We start from the raw sequence: 22,145 nt of genomic DNA, 5'->3' as shown, positions 1-22,145 counted from the left end.
CCTTCGGGCAGCGCCTGTTTGGCATTGATGCTGCGTTATCGCCTATTTATGGGGAATAACCACACCACATAGGCTCTGCCTTGCCTAAACACCAAACAGACTGCTGCAAATTTAACCTTGGAAGGTCAACAGACCCTAGAGTAACTAAAACTAAGAGGTAATCGTATGTTTAAGGGGTTAATATTAGCTACATTTGCTATGTCGGGATTACTAAGTACGATGAGCGCAATTTCTTCAGACGAAGTAACTAAACCCAGTGATTTAAATGCCACCATGCATGTAGAAAAGCTAGTGCTTGGCTCGGGTTGTTTTTGGGGGGCAGAAAAACGCTATGAAGCACTTAATGGGGTACTAGATGCAGAGTCGGGTTATGCCGATGGGCATGGGTTCAAACCAACCTACAGAAATATAACTAAGCTATCGCGTCGCTTTGATGAAGATAACTACGCTGAAGTGGTGCAGGTTACATTTAATAGCAATATTATTTCGGCAAAAGAGCTGCTGCAAAATTATTACGAAAGCCACGATCCGACTCAAAAGAACCGCCAAGGTAATGATGTAGGCACTCAATATCGCTCTATTATTTTAACTACAAGTGACGAGCAAGCAAACACCGCGCTTGCGGTAACACAGCAGTATCAGCAGTTACTCACCAAAGCAGGTTATGGAACAATTGCTACACAAATTAAGCCACTTGAGCGCTTTTACTCTGCAGAAGAGTATCATCAAAATTATCTTGAAAAAAATCCAAACGGCTATTGCCCAGATCATTCAACCGGTGTTGTTTTTAGTCAAGACGAAAAGCAGCAGGTTGATAACACTGCATTGTTGACTGGCAAACAAATTGTTATTTTAGACTCTCGTGATTACTGCCCTTACTGTGAAAAGTTTAAAGCGGCGGTAGCCAATGACTACAAAGGCACAATACCAATGACATTTCGCCATGCTGATCAGCTAAATGGCTTAACCATCAAATCGGCTACCTGGGCTACACCCACCATACTATTTTTAGAAGATGGAGTAGAAGTGTATTCTCGCCAAGGTTATATGGATGCCGAGCTGTTTTATAAAGCGCTAGGTGCATTTAAACTCGGTGACAGTGAAGCTTATAAAGTAGCGTTTAACGCTAAAACCGACAGCCCATATTGCAAAGAATACGCTATTTTTAAAAACACCCCCGATGGCATTTTTATCGATAAACTCAGTGGTGAACCCTTGTTTGATACCCGCGACAGATTTAATTCGGGTACTGGCTGGTTGTCGTTTACACACCCTGTAAAAGACAGCGTAACGCAGCATGAAGATAACAGTTGGGGAATGCAACGTATTGAGCTTAAATCTAAAAGTACCGGGATTCATTTAGGGCATTTATTCCCGGGTGAAGGGCCAAATGGTCAAGATAGATATTGTATTAATGCCACTGTATTAGAATTTGTTGCTCGCGATGAAATAAACAGATCAGATGATGTTTAAGCTAATTAGCAAATAGGCAATTTTTAAGCAAAAAAAAGCAGCGATACTTAAAAAAGGTCGCTGCATTTCAATTGACAACATCTTCACACACAATAAAGATTCGGGGGGTTTTATTAGTAATAACTAATGCTGAATTATTGTTGCTGATGTGAATGTAAATAAAAACAACTCAAGCTCAGTCACCACCGAACTTGAGTTGCTTTTTACACTGACAACATCTTCACACACAATAAAGATTCTTATATTTATTGGCGGGTGTAAGCGCAAAATAAAAACAACCCAAGCTAAGTCACCACCGAACTTGAGCTGTTTTTTACACTGACAACATCTTCACACACAATAAAGATTCTTTTTTACTAGCTCGTTGTTACAAACTAATTAAATTTGGTTTCAGTAACGCGTTTTATTATTTTTGGTCGTTGCTGATTTGTTGAGTTAACTTTAGAGCTTTTACTCAATTTCGACAAGCGATAAAAACAAAACTAATAAGTGAAAAAAACTAATCTATAAATCCAGTCAATAAGGAGTTGCTCAAGTAGTTGATAATGCTGGTTATATTTTATTTTTAGTGGTTTGTGTGAGACACGAAAAAAATATTTTAAAAAGGTCGTAAATAATAAAACGCCCATAAAAGGGCGTTTTATTAATAGTCACTTTGTTTGTCTAAAGGTGTTAATTACCCACTTGGCAAACAAGTCGAGCGGGTGGTTTGCCGTACTAGAGCCGTGTTGTACCAAGTAGTATTTATCTTTGGTGGTAAGGGGTTGTTCAAACAGTTTATAAAGCCATTGCTCATCCAGCCAGCTTTGGCTAATTGGTAGAGGAATAAGTGCAATCCCCATTCCTTGTTGCGCCGCTCTTGCTACACCAAACATACTATCTATTTGAATAATTTGTGTTGGTGAAAAGTCATCAATCCCAACTTTTTCTGCCCACTGATGCCAAGCCCAAGGGCGTGCTTTATGCACAATAAGCGGCACTTGATTAAGCGCTTGGCAATGATCGTTTTGCCATTGTTCAAGCAGTTTTTTATTACACGCTGGAATATATTCTAAATTAAATAACTCAGTAGCCAGTCCATCAAGCGGTTTACTTGAAGATAAAATTATAGATAAATCACTTTGGCGAGTCAGCTCTTTGCGTGTTTTGAGGGTATCCATGTGTAAATTAATATTAGGGTGCTCGCTGGTCCATTCACTGAGCTTAGGCATTAACAATTCACTGGCAAAAAATTCGGGCAGGGTAATGGTTAAGTTTACATTTTGTTGTAACTGACTAAATTCATTAATGGTGCTCTCTAGCATATTTATAATTGGATAAATTGCTTCAAAAAAGTTTTTACCTGCAGGCGTTAAACTAATAGAGCGAGTTTGTCTTTGAAATAAATCAATGCCTAGCTGCTCTTCTAGCTGTTTAATTTGGTGGCTTACAGCCGAGGGCGTTAAGTAAAGCTCTTTAGCAGCATGTTTAAAACTTAAGCTTTTTGCGGCAAAACAAAAAGAGCGAAGGCCGCGAATAGGTGTTTGCATGGTATCCAGTATAAAGTTATTTCAATCGCCTAGTAATAGGCAATAATTAAACCAAAAATAAAAGCTAACTATATCAGCAATTTATTTATTTTATTAGGTCGAATTCACCTAAGTGGTGCGTTAAATTGTCACTATAGTGCAAAAACTAAAATATAGGCAAAAAAAATCCCTCTTACGAGGGATTTTGGGTAACTCAGCGCCATTGGCACTGGGAATGAGGTCGGTACAGGGTGAAATTATGAGTGGTTTAAAACACCATCTCAGGAATATCACCATTAACTAGCAATTTACCTGCCGTTTTGCTAATAATTTCATCAACTGATACGCCTGGTGCGCGCTCTAGTAAATGAAATGCGCCGTCTTTTACTTCTAGAACGGCTAAATCAGTAACTATTTTTTTAACACAGTTAACGCCCGTTAGCGGTAACGTACAGCTTTCTAGTAACTTAGAGTCGCCGTGTTTGCTGGCATGGGTCATGGTAACAATAATGTTTTTTGCACCTGCGACTAAATCCATCGCTCCGCCCATGCCTTTAATTAATTTTTTAGGGATCATCCATGAGGCTATAGAACCGTTTTGGTCTACCTCAAACGCACCCAGAACGGTTAAGTCTACATGACCACCACGTATCATGGCAAAACTATCTGCACTATTAAATATAGCTGCACCGGTAGCTGCCGTCACGGTTTCTTTACCCGCGTTGATCATATCCGCATCAACAGTGGCTTTAGTAGGGTATTCGCCCATGCCTAAAAGACCATTTTCGGACTGTAGCATAACTTCTATGCCATCGGGTACATAGTTTGCGACGAGTGTCGGAATACCAATGCCCAAATTAACATAAAACCCATCTTGTAACTCTTGAGCTACGCGCATTGCGACTTGTTCACGTGATAATGCCATTGTTAGTGCTCCTGCTTAATCTCGTGTGGTAACACGTTCAATGCGTTTTTCAAAGTTACCTTTTATAACGCGGTTAACAAAAATTCCTGGCGTATGTATTTGGCTTGGCTCAAGTTCGCCTGGCTCAACAATTTCCTCTACTTCTGCAACGGTAATTTTACCCGCAGTAGCCGCCATTGGATTGAAGTTCATGGCTGTATGACGAAATACTAAGTTGCCGTAGCGATCCGCTTTCCATGCTTTTACAATAGCGAATTCACCGGTAATTGACTCTTCTAAAATATAAGGGCGACCATTAAACTCTTTTACTTCTTTACCCTCAGCAACCGGTGTGCCGTAACCTGTGGCTGTGTAAAAAGCAGGTATTCCTGCACCACCAGCACGCATTTTTTCAGCAAGAGTACCTTGTGGCGTAAGTTCTACATCAATCTCGCCACTTAGTAGTTGCTGTTCAAACAAGGCATTTTCGCCAACGTATGAGGCGACTACCTTTTTAATTTGCTTGTCGTGCAGTAACAGCCCTAAACCAAAGTCATCAACACCACAGTTATTGGAAACAACGGTTAATTCTTTAGTTTGCATTTTTTTAATTTGGGCAATTAGACCCTCAGGGATACCACATAAGCCAAAACCACCGGCTATTATTGTATCGCCGTCTTTTAAACCTTCCATTGCAGCTTCATAACTAGAAACTACTTTATCAAAACCGGCCATGAGTGACTCCTCATTCTGTGCTATATAATTATTGTGCGTGTAATGCTGCAGAAACCTTGCTAGCAGGTTGTTTGTTCAGTGCACTCGTAATTTGCCAACCTGCCTCAGCAAGCCTTTGTAAATCAATTCCATGCTCAATGCCAAGCCCTTGCAGTAAGTATACAACATCTTCGGTGGCAACATTTCCTGACGCGCCTTTGGCATATGGGCAGCCACCAAGGCCGGCAACAGCACTGTCAACCGTTGCTATACCAAGGTTTAGAGCAGCGTAAATATTTGTGAGCGCTTGCCCGTATGTGTCATGAAAATGTACAGCAAGTTTAGATTTATCAATATGTTTAAGTAGCAATGTAAGTAGCTCTATTACTTTAGCGGGTGTGCCAACACCTATGGTGTCACCTAGGCTAATTTCATAACAGCCCATTTTTAAGAGTTTAGCAGCAACAGCCAGTACAGTATGAGGGTCAACATCTCCCTCATACGGGCAACCTAACACACAACTTACATAACCGCGCACGCGAATGTTATGCGCCTTTGCAAAAGCCATAACTTCACTAAAACGCGCCAAACTTTGCTCAATAGAGCAGTTAATATTTTTTTGGCAAAATGCTTCGCTCGCTGCGGTAAATATTGCAAATTCTTTAATACCTACAGCATGAGCTGCCTCTGCCCCTTTTAAATTAGGGGTAAGGGCACTGAGATTAACCTCAGGTAAATTAAGTGCGCTTATTACTTCACTAGAGTCTGCCATTTGTGGCACCCATTTAGGTGAGACAAACGCACCAGCTTCTATGTCTTTTATGCCTGCAGCGGCGAGTGCGTTAATAAGCGTTATTTTATCAGCAGTTTCTACAGCGGCTTCATTTTGAAGTCCATCTCTGGCGCCCACTTCAACAATGCGCACTGTTTTAGGTAATAATGAACTCATATTAAGCGGGTTCCTCTGCTGTTGTGTCTTCAACTATGGCCAGTAAAGCGCCATGGCTTACCAGTTCACCCTCAGCAAAACAGTAACTTTTTAATACGCCATCATGTGGGGCATTAAGCGTGTATTCCATTTTCATTGCTTCAATTATAACCACTGCATCGCCTTTATTAATGGTGCTTCCCACCTCTAACAAGTGTTTAACTACAGTACCATTAAGTGGCGCAGCAAGGGGTAATGCCTCATTTTCATGTGAGCTGATGAAATGTTTATCAACACATTCAAACTTAGTTTGCAGTGCTTGGTTCATTACAGTAATGGCATTATCAACGTGGTTAACATGCGCAGTGTGTTTAGCGCCATTAATCGATACGTTGCAGTAGCCATTAGTTAACTCACCTTGCACTTCAAAGGTGTTGTCATTAATGGTCATGCTATAGCCCTGCGCGGTTTTTATTGCGCTTAAGGGGGTATCGCTAAATGGAATGTTAACTTGCTGCGGCGCATTTAAACTAAACCCATGTAATTGTTGCCATGGATTTGCACTACTTGTATTACTACCAAGTGATGCTAAATACGCAAAACCTGCAATTAAGCGGCTAGTTTGTAATAAAGACGGGTCAATAGTAACTAACGCTTCACCTTGCTCTGCAATAAAGTGGGTGCTTGGGGCACCTTGTTTAAAGCGTGGATGAATCGCTAAATTATACAAAAAGCTGATATTAGTGCTAAATCCGGCTAAATGAAATTGTGTTAATGCTTGTTGTAAACGCGAAAGTGCTTGGTCTCGGTTATCATCATGAACAATAAGTTTGGCAATCATTGGATCGTAATACGGGCTTATTTCATCACCTTGGGCAATACCAGTATCAATACGTACATATTCACTGTTAGCGGGCGTATATAGTGCCTCAATAGTGCCAGAGCACGGAATAAAGTCATTACTTGGATCTTCAGCATAAATACGTGCTTCAAAGCTGTGGCCTTGTAGCTGAATATCTGCTTGCGCTAAAGGTAACGCTAAACCACTGGCTACATTAATTTGCCAATTAACTAAATCAACGCCGGTGACCATTTCACTCACTGGGTGCTCTACTTGCAAGCGAGTATTCATTTCCATGAAAAAGAACTCATCACCACAGAGTAAAAATTCCACAGTGCCAGCGCCTCGGTAGTCAATTGCTAGGGCACATCGTACCGCGGCTTCGCCCATTTCTTTTCGCAATGAGTCTGATAAACCGGGGGCAGGCGCTTCTTCAATCACTTTTTGATGCCGACGCTGCAATGAACAATCACGATCACCTAAATACACACAGTTGCCATAGTTATCAGCAAATACTTGTACTTCAACATGGCGTGGTTGGTCAACATAACGCTCAAGCAAAACCAGATCATTACCAAAACCGGCAATAGCTTCACGTTTAGCGCCTTCTAATGCGCTTATAAACTCACTGGCTTTTGAAACAATACGCATGCCTTTACCACCGCCACCAAAGGCCGCTTTGATAAGCACAGGGTAGCCAATTTTTTCAGCCTCAGCTTGTAAAAAGCTAGGGTCTTGTTTATCGCCATAATAACCTGGCACCAAAGGAACATTAGCGGCTGCCATAATTTCTTTTGCACGGGTTTTAGAACCCATAGCTTCTATGCTGCTTGCTGGTGGCCCAATAAAGGCAATGTTATTGGCTTCACAAACATTAGCAAATTCGCTGTTTTCAGATAAAAATCCATAACCAGGGTGAATACAATCGGCGCCACTCATTTTGGCAACGTTTAGTATTTTATCTGCAACTAGGTATGAGTCTTTACTCGGCGCTGCACCAATATGGTAGGCTTCATCAGCCATTTTTACATGTTGAGCGTTTTTATCTGCATCTGAATAAACCGCAACCGTGGTCAAGCCCATTTGCTTTGCTGTTCGCATAATACGACAAGCAATCTCTCCGCGATTAGCAATCAGAATTTTTTGTAAGTGTACTGTGTTCATAATGCGTCCTAGAGTTGCCATTGGGGAGGGCGTTTTTCAAAAAAGGCAGTTAGACCTTCTTGACCTTCGTCTGATACACGAATTTTGGCTATACGTTCTGCAGTGAGCGAAATTATTTCGTTATCGATTTCTTTGTTTGCCACATCATTAATAAGCGCTTTAGCTGCTTTAACCGCTACCGGGCCATTATCTATCAGCGTTTGTAATAGGTTATCCAGTGCACAGTCTAAATTCCCTGTAATTTGGTGAACTAGCCCCAGCTGTTTGGCCGTATGCGCATCAAATACTTCAGCCGTTAAAAAGTAACGACGAGCAGCGCGCTCACCAATAGCTTTTATTACATAAGGGCTAATAACAGCAGGAATTAAGCCTAATTTAACTTCACTTAAACAAAATTGGGCGTCATCTTTGCTGAGCGCAATATCACAGCAAGCAATTAATCCCAATGCGCCACCAAATGCTGCGCCTTGTACCGCACAAATAGTAGGGTGTGGGCTTTGTGCTAATACTTGCATTAGCTTAGCCAGCTGCATTGAATCGGCCAAATTATCGTTATAGTTGTTATCTGCCATCGATTTCATCCAGGCTAAATCGGCACCGGCTGAAAAGTGTTTACCCTCAGTTTTTAATACAAGGGCACGAATATCGAGGGTATTAGCATGTTCAATACATTGAATGAGCTCATGGATAACGTCGCTATTAAAGGCATTACGTTTTTCTGGGCGACTTAAAACAAGTACAGCCACATTAGATTTTGTTATTTGTAGTGTTACTGACATTTTAAGCTCCCATTACATTCTAAATACGCCAAATTTCGATTCACGCTCAGGGGCATTTTTAGCTGCGCTAAGTGCAAGCCCAAGAACATTGCGTGTATCGGCCGGGTCAATAATGCCATCATCCCATAAACGGGCACTGGCATAATAAGGGTGACCTTGCTGTTCGTATTGATCGATGATTGGCTTTTTAAAATCGCTAATTTGTTGCTCGCTCATGCTTTCGCCTTTGCGGGCTAAACCATCTTGTTTTACTTGCGCCATTACACCAGCGGCTTGTTCGCCACCCATAACCGAAATACGGGCATTTGGCCACATCCACATCATGGTCGGTTCAAACGCTCGGCCACACATACCATAGTTACCTGCACCGTATGAGCCACCGATTAAAATAGTAAATTTGGGTACATCGGCACACGATACCGCCATTACCATTTTAGCCCCGTGCTTAGCAATGCCCTCAGACTCGTATTTTTTACCGACCATAAAGCCAGTGATGTTTTGTAAAAATACCAGTGGAATGTTGCGCTGAGCGCATAATTGAATAAAGTGTGCGCCTTTTTGCGCTGACTCACTAAATAAAATACCGTTGTTGGCCACTATGCCTACGGGATGACCATAAATGCTGGCAAAACCTGTTACCAGTGTTTCACCAAAGTAGCGTTTAAATTCATCAAACGATGAGTCATCGACAGTACGTGCAATGACCTCACGGACATCAAATGGCTTTTTGAGATCAGTACCGACAATGCCGTAAAGTTCGTTAATATCATAACGAGGGGCTTTTACTTCTTCTAGTAATGGTGAGGTAGGGCGCGAATAGTTAATTCGTTCAATACATTGGCGAGCAATCGACAAGGCATGAGCATCATTTTCTGCGTAATGATCGGCCACACCTGATGTTTTACAGTGTACATCGGCGCCACCAAGCTCTTCTGCAGTAACTACTTCACCGGTGGCAGCTTTTACCAGCGGCGGACCAGCTAAAAAGATAGTGCCTTGCTCTTTTACAATAATACTTTCATCGGCCATAGCAGGAACATACGCACCACCTGCAGTACATAACCCCATAACCACAGCAATTTGTGGAATGCCTTTACCCGACATACGCGCTTGATTATAAAAAATACGACCAAAATGCAGTTTGTCAGGGAATACGTCGTCTTGCTCAGGTAAGTTTGCGCCACCTGAGTCAACTAAATAAATACACGGTAAATGACAACGTTCGGCGATGTCTTGAGCGCGTAAATGCTTTTTAACAGTCAGCGGGAAATAGGTGCCGCCTTTTACTGTCGCATCATTAGCAATCACCATACATTCAACGCCTTTAACGCGACCAATACCTGCAACCACACCGGCACAAGGAATATCTTGTTCATAAACGCCAAAGGCAGCAAATTGCGATATTTCTAAAAATGGCGAGCCTTCATCTAGCAAAGTGGTAATACGGTCGCGGACAAACAATTTACCGCGGCCTTCATGGCGCTCTTTTAAAGCAGCACCACCGCCTAAACGTATTGTTGCTGCTTTACTACGTAAATCATCCACTAGCGCCGACATGTTGTTGTGATTTTGCACAAAATTTGGATCATGCGGATTAACGCTCGATTTTAAAATCGTCATAACTAATCCTTAGCGGCTTTCAGTGAATAATTCGCGACCAATTAACATACGGCGTATTTCTGAGGTGCCTGCACCAATTTCATATAATTTTGCATCACGCAGCAAGCGACCTGTTGCGTATTCATTTATATAACCATTACCGCCTAAAATTTGAATTGCGTCTAATGCCATTTTAGTTGCAAGCTCAGCAGCATATAAAATTGCGCCAGCAGCGTCTTTACGGGTGGTTTCGCCGCGATCACATGCTTTTGCTACTGTGTACACATATGAGCGAGCTGCGTTCATTTGTGTATACATATCAGCAATTTTGCCTTGTATTAACTGAAATTGACCAATAGGGCTGTCAAATTGCTTACGCTCATGGATGTAAGGCACCACAATATCCATACACGCTTGCATTATGCCAAGTGGGCCGGCCGCTAAAACAACACGCTCATAATCAAGGCCACTCATAAGTACCTTAACGCCTTCGTTTAAGTTACCTAAAATATTTTCTTCGGGTACTTCACAGTTTTCAAATACCAATTCACAGGTATTTGAGCCACGCATGCCGAGTTTGTCGAGCTTTTGTGCGGTTGAAAAACCAGGAAATGTTTTTTCTACAATAAAGGCTGTAATCCCTTTAGCGCCGGCGTTTAAATCTGTTTTTGCATAAATCACCAACGTATCAGCGTCTGGGCCATTAGTGATCCACATTTTATTACCGTTTAAAATGTATTTATCGCCTTTTTTCTCTGCTTTGAGTTTCATAGAAACAACATCAGAGCCCGCATTAGGCTCACTCATAGCCAGTGCACCAATGTGCTCACCACTAATAAGTTTAGGTAAGTATTTTTCTTTTTGTGCTTGTGAACCATTACGGTTTATTTGATTAACACACAGGTTTGAATGCGCACCGTAACTTAAACCAATAGAGGCACTTGCACGGCTAATTTCTTCCATGGCAATAACGTGCTCTAAATAACCTAAGCCAGCACCACCAAATTCTTCATCCACGGTCATGCCAAGCACGCCCATTTCACCCATTTGCGGCCAAAGTTCATTGGGGAACGCATTATCAAGGTCAGTTTTTTCAGCTAGTGGGGCAATTTCTTGACTGGCAAAGCTGTTTACGTGACTGCGGATCATATCTGCAGTTTCGCCAAGGCCAAAGTTCATTTCTTTATATAGTGAAATAGTGCTCATGATTAATTCCTGTGTGTTGATGACGTTGTTATATTTTATTCATCTATTTTGCTAAGCGTGTCGCGACAGCGACGTTCAGCGGTGACCAGTTCCATAAGAACCACTTTAATGTCATCCATCTGTTGTGAAAGATCGGCTTTTTTCTCACTGATAAGGTCAAGCATAGTGACTAACTGTTTTGCACTTGATTTATCAGCATCATACAGTTCAAACAAACGACCTGTTTCCGCTAAGGTGAAACCTAAACGTTTACCGCGCAGTATTAGCTTAAGGCGTACCTTGTCGCGCTTTGAGTAAATACGTGTTTGACCATTGCGCTCTGGTGATATTAACCCTTGGTCTTCGTAAAAACGGATAGAGCGGGTGGTAATATCAAATTCTTTAGCCAATTCACTAATGCTAAAAGTTTGTTCGTTTTTAGCCGGCTCGTTGGCTGAATTTGCAAAGTTTGTTTGATTATCTGATTTCATTGTAATGTTTACCTCATTCGAATAACTCCAATATAAGTGAAGTTTACGTAAAGGTAAAGTGCGATCTGGTTGTTATACTTTAGACGTATAAAATAAAAGCGGAAATGCAGCAGAAGTTGAGTGTTTATAAACGTTATAAGCCAGTTAGACAGTATGTAATAAATTTTTAGCAAGCTAACTTTACAGTTTTTACACTAATTAGAAAGTTGATTTTAGATTTACGTTGGCGTAAACGTAAATTTTATGTATGCTCGTATTTATCAGATTAGTTTAAACATTAAGCTAAACATAATAAAACATGTTTGCGTTAATTGAAAATGGAGCCTTTTATGTCTTTCGAAAGCGTTGTAATTGTAGCAGCAAAACGCACCCCAATGGGTGGATTTATGGGCGCACTAAGTGATGCGCAGTCTACCGAATTAGGTGCTACGGCCATTGCAGGTGCACTTGCTCAAACGGGTTTAAGCAATGATGCAATTGATGAAGTAATTATGGGCTGCGTATTGCCAGCCGGTTTAGGCCAAGCACCTGCGCGTCAAGCAATGCTTAAAGCGGGGCTTGCACTAAGCACCGGCGCTACCACTATTAATAAAGTATGTGGCTCTGGATTAAAAGCAGCGATGTTAGCGAATGACCTTATTAAAGCAGGTTCTATTGAATCAGCAATCGCTGGTGGTATGGAAAGCATGACCAATGCACCTTACTTTATTCCTAAAGCCCGTGGCGGTATGCGTATGGGACATGGCGAAATTAAAGATCACATGATGAGTGATGGCCTAGAAGACGCCTACGACAATAAAGCAATGGGATGCTTTGCTCAAGACACAGCCGATGAATATGGTATTGGTCGTGAGCAAATGGATACGTTTGCACTGGGTTCATTAAGTAAAGCAAACGCAGCCATAGACAATGGGTGGTTTGATAGCGAAATTACTCCGCACACTATTAAAACGCGTAAAGGCGATGTCACTGTTTCAATTGATGAGCAACCTGGCAACGCACGCCCTGAAAAAATTCCAAGCTTAAGAGCTGCATTTAAAAAAGACGGCACTATTACTGCCGCTAATTCATCGTCTATTTCAGATGGTGGTGCTGCGCTAATACTAATGAGCGAATCAAAAGCAAAAGCTGAGGGTTTAACACCACTTTGTAGAATTGTTGCTCACAGTACTCACTCTCAAAAACCAAGTGAATTTACCGTAGCTCCAGTGGGCGCAATGAACAGCGTTCTTGAAAAAGCTGGCTGGACAACCGCCGATGTTGATTTATGGGAAATTAATGAAGCGTTTGCCATGGTCACTATGCTGGCTATTAACGAATTAAAGCTCGATGAAAGCAAAGTAAACGTCAATGGTGGTGCGTGTGCACTAGGTCACCCAATTGGTGCTAGTGGCGCACGTATTTTAGTAACGCTTATTCATGCGCTTAAAAACCGAGGCCTCAAAAAAGGCGTTGCCTCTTTGTGTATAGGTGGCGGTGAAGCCGTTGCTATGGCAGTCGAAGCACTTTAACTGATAACAAAGCCGCAGCAACTATAACAATCACAGCGCTGCGGCAATTAAATTGACTCAATAGGATTTATTATGCACCAAGTACCTTTACTAATTAACGGCGAGTTCGTTCAGTCAACGTCAAATGAATTAATTGATGTTGTAAACCCAGCTAATCAAGAAGTGCTCGCGCAAGTGCCATGCGCTACAGACGCAGAGATGGATGCGGCGATTGCATCAGCAAGCGAAACATTTAAAACATGGAAAGATGTGCCTATTACTGAGCGTGCGCGCATTATGATGAAATACGCGGCGCTATTAAAAGAAAACCATGATGAACTAGCCACTATTATTTGTCATGAGCTAGGCAAAACGTTTGAAGATGCAAAAGGTGATGTGTGGCGTGGTATTGAGGTAGTTGAACAAGCTGCTAATGCGCCGTCGTTAATGATGGGTGAAACCATGGAAAACGTTGCGCGCAAAATCGATACGTATTCTTACATGCAACCACTGGGTGTGTGTGCAGGTATTACGCCATTTAACTTTCCGGCAATGATCCCATTGTGGATGTTTCCACTGGCAATTGTGTGTGGTAACACCTTTATTTTAAAACCGTCTGAGCAAGATCCACTTACTCCTATGCGCTTAGCTGAGCTATTTATTGAAGCCGGTGCACCAAAAGGTGTGTTACAAGTTGTGCACGGTACAAAACCACAAGTTGACCGCTTATTAGAAGACAAAGCCGTTCGTGCTATTTCATTTGTGGGTTCATGTGGTGTAGGTGCATACATTTACTCTAAAGGCACACAAAACTTAAAACGTGTTCAAGCCTGTGTTGGCGCAAAAAACCACATGGTAATTATGCCTGATGCGAGTAAATCGCATGTTGTTAATAACCTTGTGGGTGCCTCTGTAGGTGCGGCAGGTCAGCGCTGTATGGGTATTTCTGTGGCGGTATTTGTTGGTCAAGCAAAAGACTGGGTTGATGAAATTAAAGCAGGCTTTGAAGGTGTACGCCCAGGTGTTTGGGATGATGCAGACGCGGCTTATGGCCCACAAACATCGCCTGCTGCAAAAGCACGTATTTTATCACTGATTGCCGATGGTAAAGCACAAGGCGCTACCTGTTTAATTGATGGCTCTGATTTTACCGTTGAAGGTTACGAGCAAGGTAACTGGGTAGGTCCTACGTTATTTACTGATGTAACCAAAGATATGAACTTGTATAAAGAAGAGATTTTTGGCCCAGTATTGGCGTGTATGTTTGTTGATACCCTTGAAGAAGCCATTGCGCTTATTAACGAAAGCCCTTACGGCAATGGTACCTCACTATTTACCTCAAGTGGTGCGGTTGCACGTAAATTCCAACACGAAATTGAAGTGGGTCAAGTGGGGATTAATGTGCCAATTCCTGTGCCTTTACCATTTTTCTCGTTCACGGGTTGGAAAGGCTCATTCTACGGTGATACTCACACGTATGGTAAACAAGGTATTCGTTTTTACACAGAAACTAAAACCATTACCTCACGCTGGTTTGAAGATGATATCGCTTCAGGCCCAAATATGAGTATTAATCTTAAGTAACATTTTAACCGCATAATTAATAAAAAAGAGGGGCACAACACACAGTGTTGTCGCTCCTCACTAATAACTCCCTTGATGGGATGCACCGACAACAAACAAAACACAACAAGAGGTCTACCATGGACTTTAACTTATCTGAAGATCAACAAGCTTTTGCGCAAACGGCGCGTCAATTCGCAGAATCTGAACTAGCACCACATGCAGCTAAGTGGGATCGCGAACATATTTTCCCAAAAGACACCATTAAAGCCGCTGGTGAGCTTGGCTTTTGTGGCTTATACACGCCAGAAGAAGCCGGTGGCTTAGGTTTATCTCGTTTAGATTCAAGCATTATTTTTGAGCAACTTGCACTGGGTTGTACAGCTACCACGGCTATGCTGACCATTCATAATATGGCAACCTGGATGATCGCAAGCTTTGGCACCGATGCAGTAAAAGACAAATACGTTGAGCAATTGGTAATGGGTGAATTACTGGCATCGTACTGTTTAACTGAGCCAGGCTCTGGCTCTGATGCTGCGTCATTAAAAACTAAAGCAGTTCGTGATGGCGATGAGTATGTTATTAACGGCTCAAAAATGTTTATTTCAGGCGCCGGTGAAACAGAAATTTTAGTGGTAATGGCACGTACAGGGGCTGATGGCCCAAGTGGCATTTCAGCGTTTGTTGTACCAGCAGATGCCAAAGGTATTGAGTACGGCAAAGCAGAAGAAAAAATGGGTTGGAATGCCCAGCCAACACGCTTAATCAGTTTTGAAGATGTACGAATTCCAGCAGCAAACTTGTTAGGCCAAGAAGGCGAAGGCTTTAAGTTTGCCATGCAAGGTTTAGATGGCGGCCGTATTAATATTGCAACTTGTTCTATTGGTACTGCACAAGCGGCACTTAATACCGCACGAGAGTATTTAAAAGAGCGTACCCAATTTGGTAAGCCATTGGCAGCATTTCAAGCGCTACAATTTAAAATTGCCGATATGAATACCGAGCTTGTAGCAGCGCGCCAAATGGTTCGACTCGCTGCGTTTAAACTTGATACTAACGACAGTGAAAAAACCACTTATTGTGCGATGGCTAAACGCTTTGCAACCGATGTTGGTTTTACTGTATGTAACGATGCGCTGCAAATTCATGGGGGCTACGGTTACATAAAAGAATATCCACTTGAACGCCATGTACGCGATGTACGTGTTCATCAAATTCTAGAAGGCACTAACGAAATTATGCGCGTGATTATTGCGCGTCGTATCTTAGCCGAATCAGCCAGCGAAGTTTTATAAGGAGATTAGTATGTCGAATCCTAGCATTGAGTTAACTATTGAAGGCCATGTAGCTATTTTAACTATGTCGAATCCGCCAGCGAATACCTGGACGAAAGACACCTTAGTGGCGCTTAAAGACACAGTTAATCAGCTCAACACCAATAAAAATATTTATGCATTAGTACTGACTGGTGAAGGCGAGAAGTTTTTTAGCGCCGGTGCCGACCTAAATGTATTTGCCAGTGGCGATAAAGGTGTCGCTGCAGATATGTCATGTGTATTCGGTGAAGCGTTTGAAGCGCTAACTAATTTTAGAGGCGTGTCGGTTGCAGCCATTAATGGCTATGCAATGGGGGGCGGGCTTGAAGTAGCGCTTGCTTGTGATATTCGTATTGCCGAAGAGCAAGCACAAATGGCATTGCCTGAAGCAAAAGTGGGTTTATTACCCTGTGCTGGTGGAACGCAAAACTTAGCATGGCTAGTGGGTGAAGGCTGGGCAAAACGCATGATTTTATGCGGTGAACGCTTAGAAGCCGATAAAGCGCTGCAAATTGGCTTAGTGGAAGAAGTAGTTGCACAAGGTGAAAGCTTTGCTGCAGCACTAAAACTGGCAAACCAAGTGGCAGAGCAAAGCCCATCGTCGGTTGCTGCATGTAAAACATTGATTCAAAAAGGGCGTCATCAGCCTATGGCAAATGCATTACCACTGGAGCGTGAACTGTTTGTTGGTTTATTTGATACCGAAGATCAGCAAGAGGGCGTGAACGCCTTTTTAGAAAAGCGTAAAGCTAATTGGGTGAATGGCTAATGAGTGAATTAACCCGTTTAAATTCAGCTGATGCTGCCGTGGTATTTGAAACGGCAACCACAGACAATGGCCGACTCATTGGTTTTGCAACGCTTAACGCGCCTAAGTCATTAAACGCGTTAAATTTTGAGATGATCAGCTTACTCGAGCCACAACTACAGCAATGGGACAAAGACGATAACATTGCATTAGTGGTTCTTAAAGGCGCAGGTGAAAAAGCATTTTGTGCCGGTGGCGATGTAGTGAGCTTACACAAAGCAATGAGTGAGGGTAAACCGAGCTCATTGGTTGAAGAGTTTTTTACTCAAGAGTATCAGCTGGATTACCTAATTCATTGCTACAACAAACCCATTTTAGTCTGGGGTAACGGTATTGTAATGGGCGGCGGTTTAGGTTTAATGGCCGGTGCCAGTCATCGTGTTGTTACCGAAACATCACGCATTGCCATGCCAGAGCAAACCATTGGTCTTTACCCTGATGTAGGTGGCAGTTATTTTTTACATAAAATGCCTGCTCATGTTGGTTTGTTTTTAGGGCTGACCTCGGCATCAATAAATTGTGAAGACGCTAAGCTTGTATCGCTTGCCGATCACTTTGTAAATGCCGATAAATACCCAGAGCTTGTTGAAGCGTTACTCAATACTAAATGGGGTAAAACAGCAAGTTTAAACCACGACAAGCTAAGTAACTTGCTTATTGAGTTAGATAACAACTCTAGCCGTATGCCTAAAGGCAATTTAAAAGCCAACTTATCGCTAATTCAAAAGTTAGGCGAGTTTGACACGTTACAGCAGCAGGTAGATTACATTTTAAACCTAACCACAGATGACAAATGGCTACAACGTGCACAAAAATCGTTGGCGCATGGTTGTCCATTAAGTTGTGCTTTAGTGAGTGAGCAGCTTAAACACAGCAAAGGCAAAAACTTAGCTGAGTGTTTTAAAATGGAATTGGGCATGTCGGTTCGTGCTGGCGAAGTGGGCGAGTTTCAAGAAGGTGTACGTGCCTTACTAATCGATAAAGACGGTTCGCCACAGTGGCAATTTAACACTCTTAAAGATGTGCCAAGCGAAGTAGTAGAGAGCTTTTTTGCAAATCGCTTTGGCGAGCAACATCCGTTAGAGCCGTACTTTTCACAACTAAATTTACAAGGGTAAAGCGATGAGTAAACTTAATATAGGATTTATTGGTTTAGGAAACATGGGCGGCCCAATGGCAGCAAACTTAGTTAAAGCAGGCCACAGTGTGCGCGTTTTTGACTTAAGTGCAGAGGCCGTTAAAGAACTTGTTAATCATGGGGCTAGTGCGGCGCAAAGCGCAAGTGACTGTGCGCACGAGGCTGATGTGCTAATTAGCATGCTACCGGCAAGCAAACATGTTAAATCACTTTATTTAGGCACAGACGAGCAATCGGGTTTAATTAAAGTACTGAGTAAAAGTACCTTAGTGATTGATTGTTCAACCATAGATGCGCAATCGGCTCGTGATGTAGGCCATGCCCTAAGCGAGCAAGGTATTGCGTTTGTTGATGCACCTGTATCGGGTGGTGTAGCAGGGGCAACAGCGGGCACGCTGACCTTTATTGTGGGTGGTGAGCAAGCTGCATTCGATAAAGCCAATACTGTATTAGTCGATATGGGTAAAAACATATTCCATGCTGGTGATATTGGTGCAGGGCAAGTTGCCAAAATATGCAACAATATGCTGTTGAGTATTTTAATGGCAGGTACCAGTGAAGCCATTCAAATGGGCATTAATAACGGCCTCGACGCAAAAGTACTCAGCGACATAATGAGCGCAAGCTCGGGTCGAAACTGGACGTTAGAACTTTATAACCCCTGCCCAGGCGTTATGGAAACCGCACCAGCTAGTAACGACTATAAACCTGGCTTTATGGTCGATTTAATGGCTAAAGACTTAGGCCTTGCTATGGAAGCAGCGCAACAAAGTAATTCACTGACGCCAATGGGCTCAATGGCTAAAAATTTATACACTATGATGCAGCACCAAGGTGCAGGCAGTGATGATTTTAGTGCCATTTTTAAATTGTTTTCGAAGTAGGAAAGTATTGTGGAAATAAAAAATAATACCGTAGTTATTACCGGTGGCGCACAAGGGTTAGGCTTTGCTATGGCGCAAAAGTTTGCCTTAATGGGCGCTAATATTGCCTTAATTGATATGGCGCAAGCCCAATTAAATGAAGCAACCGAGCAACTATCTGCATTAGCTGGCGTAACAGGCACTATTAAAGGCTACAGCGCTAATGTAACCGTTGAGAGTGAAGTTGAAGACGTTTTTAATACTATTAACAGTGACTTTGGTCATATTGGGGTATTAATTAATAACGCCGGCATTTTACGCGATGGCATGTTTATAAAAGCCAAAGACGGCAAAGTGGTTAAAAAGATGTCGCTTGATCAATTTCAATCAGTGATAGACGTTAACCTAACAGGCGTATTTTTGGCAGGGCGCGAATCTGCAAGCCACATGATTGAATCAGGCAAAGGCGGCGTAATTGTAAACATGTCGAGCGTAGCGCGTGCGGGTAATATTGGCCAAACTAACTATGCCGCCTCAAAAGCGGGTGTTGTGGCATTAACCACTACATGGGCTAAAGAGCTTGGCCGTTTTGGTATTCGCGTTGGCGCCATTGCCCCGGGTGTTATTAGCACCGCCATGACAGATGTTATGAAGCCAGAAGCTAAACAGCGCATGCTAGCAGTAACTCCAGTAGGGCGCTTAGGTGAAACCGCTGAAATAGCCCATACTGCTCAGTATATTATCGAAAACGACTTTTTCACTGGCCGTGTAGTAGAGATAGACGGCGGCATACGTTTATAACTTGTCAGCTCTAATTTAATTATTGAAAGCACAGCCCTTTGGGCTGTGCTTTTTTTGTTTTAAATCGCAGCTTGATAATTTAATCATGATTAGAAACAGAGATTTCATAAACGATATTTAACTTAAAAAGATACTGTGTATATAGACAGTTGATGATGTTTTATCTAATAACATTATTAAAAGTCGTTTTGGTGTATTTTAACAACGATAATTTAGAACTTGCGTAATAACTTGTTTACATTGAAGTTGTTTAGTGGAATTATTGAGCAATGTAATATACGCCGTTTTGGAGTTTTATAACCCCCCAAAGTGGTGTTCAATAAGCTGTTATGTTGTTTGATGAATATTCGAGAAGCCGCACGTAGCGGCAATTTAAAAGGTATTAAATTATTTGAGTCTGCAAGGGTTGTCGGAAAGCCTTCTGGTTTAGTTGATAAAATGCTTGAACTATCATCAGAAGAGAAAGATATTCGCGATCAGCTTAGGTTTCGTGAAATAAAATCAACAATTGATGATAAAGTTGGTGAGATTGCCGGCCAGATTGTTGAAAGTTATACTAAGTCGCTTACTGTTATTGAAAATGATTTGAATAACGCCATGTCAAAATACATCAATAAATTTTATAAAGGAAATCCGGTTTCACCTAAGATTAAATTGTCTGAGACCAGATATGACTTTGATCATAATGAAGATTCAGGGACAGGTAAGGCGTATGCAAACATGGTTTCCTTGGATATGAGTTTTTTGGAGAATACGTATCTGCCAGCTTTGATTCATGATTTGATAGTGTTATCAAATATAGAAGATCATGCAATTGAGGATATTTTTTAGGAATATTCTTCTACTGAAAAACAGGTATTTATTTCGATAGACAAGATTAATCGATTTAAAGAGAAAACCCAAAAGTTGATAAAAGACAATGAGTTCTTAGCTCTTGGCTCAGATAAGCTGGCATTTGGTAAATCGTGGAAAAATAGAACATAACAAATCAAAGCACTCGGACGCAGCAAAGCTGCGCCAGTGTTTGAGGCGTTATATTTCAAGGAGGATTCAGGTTGTCATTTCCAGTTTTAGAGACAAATCGCTTAAGGTTAGATAAATTATGCAAAGAAGACTCAAATAGCTTATTTGAGTTATTCTCTGACGATTCAGTTGTCGAATACTATGATCTGGAAGTTTTCACTGAACTATCACAAGCGAGCAACTTAATAGAGTTCTTTAACTCTCGCTTTAATGAAAACTCTGGTATTCGTTGGGCTATTCGCCTAAAAGAAACAGATAAATTTATCGGAACTTGTGGCTTTAATACTTGGAGTCCAAAAATGAAAAATGCCGTACTTGGGTATGATTTATTGCCTCAGTATTGGGGCATGGGTTTGGCCACTGAAGCAGTCCATCGAATAGTTAAAGCTGCATTTTTAGGTGAACTGTCTTGCGGTAAACTTAACCGAATACAAGGGGATACTGTTCTGGGGAACTTAGCATCTGAATCACTACTTCTAAAGGTTGGTTTCAAAGAGGAAGGTGTAAGACGCCAAAGTGGTTACTGGAAAAACCAGTTTCACGACCTTAAATGCTTTGGTTTAATTCAGTCCGAGTACCGTGAAATATAACAAGCAAAAGGGGCAAATCTTGACTTTAGGCATCATAAGAGTCAATTCTTCAAGCTTTGGCTAGTATAAATCACTCGTCGTTCTCGATACTCTTTCATTTGCTGCTGTTTATTATTTTTAAAACACGTTAATTGTTTAAAACGGTAACTTAAGGTTGCCGTTTTTTTATGCCTACTATTTAAGTTTATTTTAAGCTTGCTCAGTTATTGTAACTAATACTTGAATTCTAGAATCATTAAACCATTGAACTGAATTAGTAACTCATTTTATGTTTTAGATCATTAAACAGTGAGTGATTAAAGGTTAGCCTGTAAATGTATACTCATACGCATAAGTGGCTTTTAACTTTAATGCGTTTATTAGGAGGTATTATGAATTTTAAAAATACAGATTCTCATTACAATACACTCTCTATAGCCTTGCACTGGTTGATGTTTATTTTAATTGTCACTGTGTACGGCAGTATTGAACTTCGTGAATTATTTGAAAAGGGTACCGAAACCCGTGATGCCTTTAAAATGTGGCACTTTATGTTGGGTTTATCGGTGCTAGCTTTAGTTAGTGTGAGGTTAGTTGCGCGTTTAGTGGGTGGTGCAGCACCTGCTATACAACCTGAGCCTGCGAAATGGCAAAATAAGTTAGCTACATTTGTTCATACTGCGCTGTATGTGTTTATGCTTGCTATGCCTATAGCTGGTTGGTTAATTTTGAGTTTAGCAGGTAAACCTGTGCCATTTTTTGGTTTAGAGTTGCCTCCATTGGCAAGTGAAAACAAAGAGCTGGGTAAAACCATTAAAGAAATACACGAAACAGCGGGCGAAGTTGGTTATTACGTAATAGGCTTACATGCGGCGGCTGCATTATTTCATCATTACATTTTGGCTGATAACACCTTTAAACGTATGCTGTTTTCTAAAAAATAAACACATCACATATAGAAAGGGAGACCATGTGTCTCCCTTTT

Annotated in this window: 20 protein-coding genes; 11 read left to right on the top strand and 9 right to left on the bottom strand. The window is 41.6% G+C overall.

Going from position 1 to position 22,145, the window contains the following annotated elements; all coding sequences use genetic code 11:
• Nucleotides 1–165 precede the first annotated feature (165 nt).
• The gene (gene msrA / locus AN392_RS06415) at nucleotides 166–1,473 is read left to right on the top strand and encodes a peptide-methionine (S)-S-oxide reductase MsrA (protein WP_055012225.1); all 1,308 of its coding nucleotides are present in this window, start codon (nucleotides 166–168) and stop codon (nucleotides 1,471–1,473) included.
• Nucleotides 1,474–2,123: 650 nt separating this feature from the next.
• Here the strand turns inward: msrA and AN392_RS06410 are convergent.
• From AN392_RS06410 to AN392_RS06370, 9 genes are all read right to left on the bottom strand, one after another.
• Nucleotides 2,124–3,002 (bottom strand): LysR family transcriptional regulator, encoded by an 879-nt coding sequence (locus AN392_RS06410; protein WP_010389946.1) that lies wholly within the window; start codon nucleotides 3,000–3,002, stop codon nucleotides 2,124–2,126.
• A gap of 247 nt (nucleotides 3,003–3,249) precedes the next feature.
• Nucleotides 3,250–3,906, bottom strand: coding sequence for a 3-oxoacid CoA-transferase subunit B (locus tag AN392_RS06405; RefSeq protein ID WP_008114705.1), 657 nt, complete (start codon nucleotides 3,904–3,906; stop codon nucleotides 3,250–3,252).
• 15 nt (nucleotides 3,907–3,921) lie between these two features.
• Nucleotides 3,922–4,620, bottom strand: coding sequence for a CoA transferase subunit A (locus AN392_RS06400; RefSeq protein WP_008114703.1), 699 nt, complete (start codon nucleotides 4,618–4,620; stop codon nucleotides 3,922–3,924).
• Nucleotides 4,621–4,648: 28 nt separating this feature from the next.
• A complete protein-coding gene (locus AN392_RS06395) occupies nucleotides 4,649–5,548 on the bottom strand; it encodes a hydroxymethylglutaryl-CoA lyase (RefSeq protein ID WP_055012224.1) in 900 nt (299 codons plus the stop codon).
• 1 nt (nucleotide 5,549) lies between these two features.
• On the bottom strand, nucleotides 5,550–7,532 hold the full coding sequence (locus AN392_RS06390; RefSeq protein WP_055012223.1) for an acetyl/propionyl/methylcrotonyl-CoA carboxylase subunit alpha: 1,983 nt from the start codon (nucleotides 7,530–7,532) through the stop codon (nucleotides 5,550–5,552).
• Nucleotides 7,533–7,540: 8 nt separating this feature from the next.
• Nucleotides 7,541–8,311 (bottom strand): enoyl-CoA hydratase/isomerase family protein, encoded by a 771-nt coding sequence (locus AN392_RS06385; protein WP_055012222.1) that lies wholly within the window; start codon nucleotides 8,309–8,311, stop codon nucleotides 7,541–7,543.
• Nucleotides 8,312–8,323: 12 nt separating this feature from the next.
• Entirely contained in the window at nucleotides 8,324–9,931 is a 1,608-nt protein-coding gene (locus tag AN392_RS06380) for a carboxyl transferase domain-containing protein (protein WP_010389951.1), read from the bottom strand.
• 9 nt (nucleotides 9,932–9,940) lie between these two features.
• Nucleotides 9,941–11,116 (bottom strand): isovaleryl-CoA dehydrogenase, encoded by a 1,176-nt coding sequence (locus tag AN392_RS06375; RefSeq protein ID WP_008114693.1) that lies wholly within the window; start codon nucleotides 11,114–11,116, stop codon nucleotides 9,941–9,943.
• Between the two features lie 35 nt (nucleotides 11,117–11,151).
• Nucleotides 11,152–11,586, bottom strand: coding sequence for a MerR family DNA-binding transcriptional regulator (locus tag AN392_RS06370; protein ID WP_008114692.1), 435 nt, complete (start codon nucleotides 11,584–11,586; stop codon nucleotides 11,152–11,154).
• Between the two features lie 329 nt (nucleotides 11,587–11,915).
• On the opposite strand from AN392_RS06370, the gene AN392_RS06365 reads away from it, so the two are divergent.
• The 10 genes from AN392_RS06365 to AN392_RS06320 all read left to right on the top strand — a co-directional run bounded on the left by AN392_RS06365 (nucleotide 11,916) and on the right by AN392_RS06320 (nucleotide 22,104).
• Nucleotides 11,916–13,097: a thiolase family protein gene (locus tag AN392_RS06365; protein ID WP_055012221.1), complete on the top strand. Its 1,182-nt coding sequence runs from the start codon at nucleotides 11,916–11,918 to the stop codon at nucleotides 13,095–13,097.
• A 72-nt stretch (nucleotides 13,098–13,169) separates the two neighbouring features.
• On the top strand, nucleotides 13,170–14,660 hold the full coding sequence (locus AN392_RS06360; RefSeq protein ID WP_055012220.1) for a CoA-acylating methylmalonate-semialdehyde dehydrogenase: 1,491 nt from the start codon (nucleotides 13,170–13,172) through the stop codon (nucleotides 14,658–14,660).
• Nucleotides 14,661–14,779: 119 nt separating this feature from the next.
• Nucleotides 14,780–15,937 carry an acyl-CoA dehydrogenase family protein gene (locus tag AN392_RS06355; protein WP_010389955.1) on the top strand — a complete coding sequence of 386 codons (1,158 nt, stop codon included), beginning with the start codon at nucleotides 14,780–14,782 and terminating at the stop codon, nucleotides 15,935–15,937.
• A gap of 10 nt (nucleotides 15,938–15,947) precedes the next feature.
• Nucleotides 15,948–16,727 (top strand): enoyl-CoA hydratase, encoded by a 780-nt coding sequence (locus AN392_RS06350; protein ID WP_055012219.1) that lies wholly within the window; start codon nucleotides 15,948–15,950, stop codon nucleotides 16,725–16,727.
• Nucleotides 16,727–17,884, top strand: coding sequence for an enoyl-CoA hydratase/isomerase family protein (locus AN392_RS06345; RefSeq protein WP_055012218.1), 1,158 nt, complete (start codon nucleotides 16,727–16,729; stop codon nucleotides 17,882–17,884). The genes AN392_RS06350 and AN392_RS06345 overlap by 1 nt, the downstream gene beginning before the upstream one ends.
• 4 nt (nucleotides 17,885–17,888) lie before the next feature.
• Complete coding sequence (mmsB, locus tag AN392_RS06340; protein WP_013464907.1) at nucleotides 17,889–18,788, top strand: 3-hydroxyisobutyrate dehydrogenase; 900 nt, start codon at nucleotides 17,889–17,891, stop codon at nucleotides 18,786–18,788.
• A gap of 9 nt (nucleotides 18,789–18,797) precedes the next feature.
• Nucleotides 18,798–19,568: an SDR family oxidoreductase gene (locus AN392_RS06335; protein ID WP_055012217.1), complete on the top strand. Its 771-nt coding sequence runs from the start codon at nucleotides 18,798–18,800 to the stop codon at nucleotides 19,566–19,568.
• Nucleotides 19,569–19,907: 339 nt separating this feature from the next.
• Nucleotides 19,908–20,399 (top strand): hypothetical protein, encoded by a 492-nt coding sequence (locus AN392_RS06330; RefSeq protein WP_055012216.1) that lies wholly within the window; start codon nucleotides 19,908–19,910, stop codon nucleotides 20,397–20,399.
• 224 nt (nucleotides 20,400–20,623) lie between these two features.
• Complete coding sequence (locus AN392_RS06325) at nucleotides 20,624–21,181, top strand: GNAT family N-acetyltransferase (protein ID WP_055012215.1); 558 nt, start codon at nucleotides 20,624–20,626, stop codon at nucleotides 21,179–21,181.
• A 371-nt stretch (nucleotides 21,182–21,552) separates the two neighbouring features.
• Nucleotides 21,553–22,104 carry a cytochrome b gene (locus AN392_RS06320; protein WP_055012229.1) on the top strand — a complete coding sequence of 184 codons (552 nt, stop codon included), beginning with the start codon at nucleotides 21,553–21,555 and terminating at the stop codon, nucleotides 22,102–22,104.
• The last annotated feature ends 41 nt before the right edge of the window (nucleotides 22,105–22,145 follow it).

Source organism: Pseudoalteromonas sp. P1-16-1b, assembly GCF_001401785.1.
In the GTDB taxonomy this organism is placed as follows: Bacteria; Pseudomonadota; Gammaproteobacteria; order Enterobacterales; family Alteromonadaceae; genus Pseudoalteromonas; species Pseudoalteromonas undina.
Note: the sequence above shows the minus strand (reverse complement) of the source record. Positions and strands in the feature narration are given on the sequence as shown.

Bases quoted from the DNA above. Each gene is read 5' to 3' on its own strand.
- msrA (WP_055012225.1), top strand. From the start codon at position 166: ATGTTTAAGGGGTTAATATTAGCTACATTTGCTATGTCGGGATTACTA.
- AN392_RS06405 (WP_008114705.1), bottom strand. From the start codon at position 3,906: ATGGCATTATCACGTGAACAAGTCGCAATGCGCGTAGCTCAAGAGTTA.
- AN392_RS06350 (WP_055012219.1), top strand. From the start codon at position 15,948: ATGTCGAATCCTAGCATTGAGTTAACTATTGAAGGCCATGTAGCTATT.
- mmsB (WP_013464907.1), top strand. From the start codon at position 17,889: ATGAGTAAACTTAATATAGGATTTATTGGTTTAGGAAACATGGGCGGC.
- AN392_RS06410 (WP_010389946.1), bottom strand. From the start codon at position 3,002: ATGCAAACACCTATTCGCGGCCTTCGCTCTTTTTGTTTTGCCGCAAAA.
- AN392_RS06390 (WP_055012223.1), bottom strand. From the start codon at position 7,532: ATGAACACAGTACACTTACAAAAAATTCTGATTGCTAATCGCGGAGAG.
- AN392_RS06375 (WP_008114693.1), bottom strand. From the start codon at position 11,116: ATGAGCACTATTTCACTATATAAAGAAATGAACTTTGGCCTTGGCGAA.
- AN392_RS06380 (WP_010389951.1), bottom strand. From the start codon at position 9,931: ATGACGATTTTAAAATCGAGCGTTAATCCGCATGATCCAAATTTTGTG.
- AN392_RS06320 (WP_055012229.1), top strand. From the start codon at position 21,553: ATGAATTTTAAAAATACAGATTCTCATTACAATACACTCTCTATAGCC.
- AN392_RS06330 (WP_055012216.1), top strand. From the start codon at position 19,908: ATGAATATTCGAGAAGCCGCACGTAGCGGCAATTTAAAAGGTATTAAA.
- AN392_RS06345 (WP_055012218.1), top strand. From the start codon at position 16,727: ATGAGTGAATTAACCCGTTTAAATTCAGCTGATGCTGCCGTGGTATTT.
- AN392_RS06370 (WP_008114692.1), bottom strand. From the start codon at position 11,586: ATGAAATCAGATAATCAAACAAACTTTGCAAATTCAGCCAACGAGCCG.
- AN392_RS06395 (WP_055012224.1), bottom strand. From the start codon at position 5,548: ATGAGTTCATTATTACCTAAAACAGTGCGCATTGTTGAAGTGGGCGCC.
- AN392_RS06385 (WP_055012222.1), bottom strand. From the start codon at position 8,311: ATGTCAGTAACACTACAAATAACAAAATCTAATGTGGCTGTACTTGTT.
- AN392_RS06360 (WP_055012220.1), top strand. From the start codon at position 13,170: ATGCACCAAGTACCTTTACTAATTAACGGCGAGTTCGTTCAGTCAACG.
- AN392_RS06355 (WP_010389955.1), top strand. From the start codon at position 14,780: ATGGACTTTAACTTATCTGAAGATCAACAAGCTTTTGCGCAAACGGCG.
- AN392_RS06365 (WP_055012221.1), top strand. From the start codon at position 11,916: ATGTCTTTCGAAAGCGTTGTAATTGTAGCAGCAAAACGCACCCCAATG.
- AN392_RS06400 (WP_008114703.1), bottom strand. From the start codon at position 4,620: ATGGCCGGTTTTGATAAAGTAGTTTCTAGTTATGAAGCTGCAATGGAA.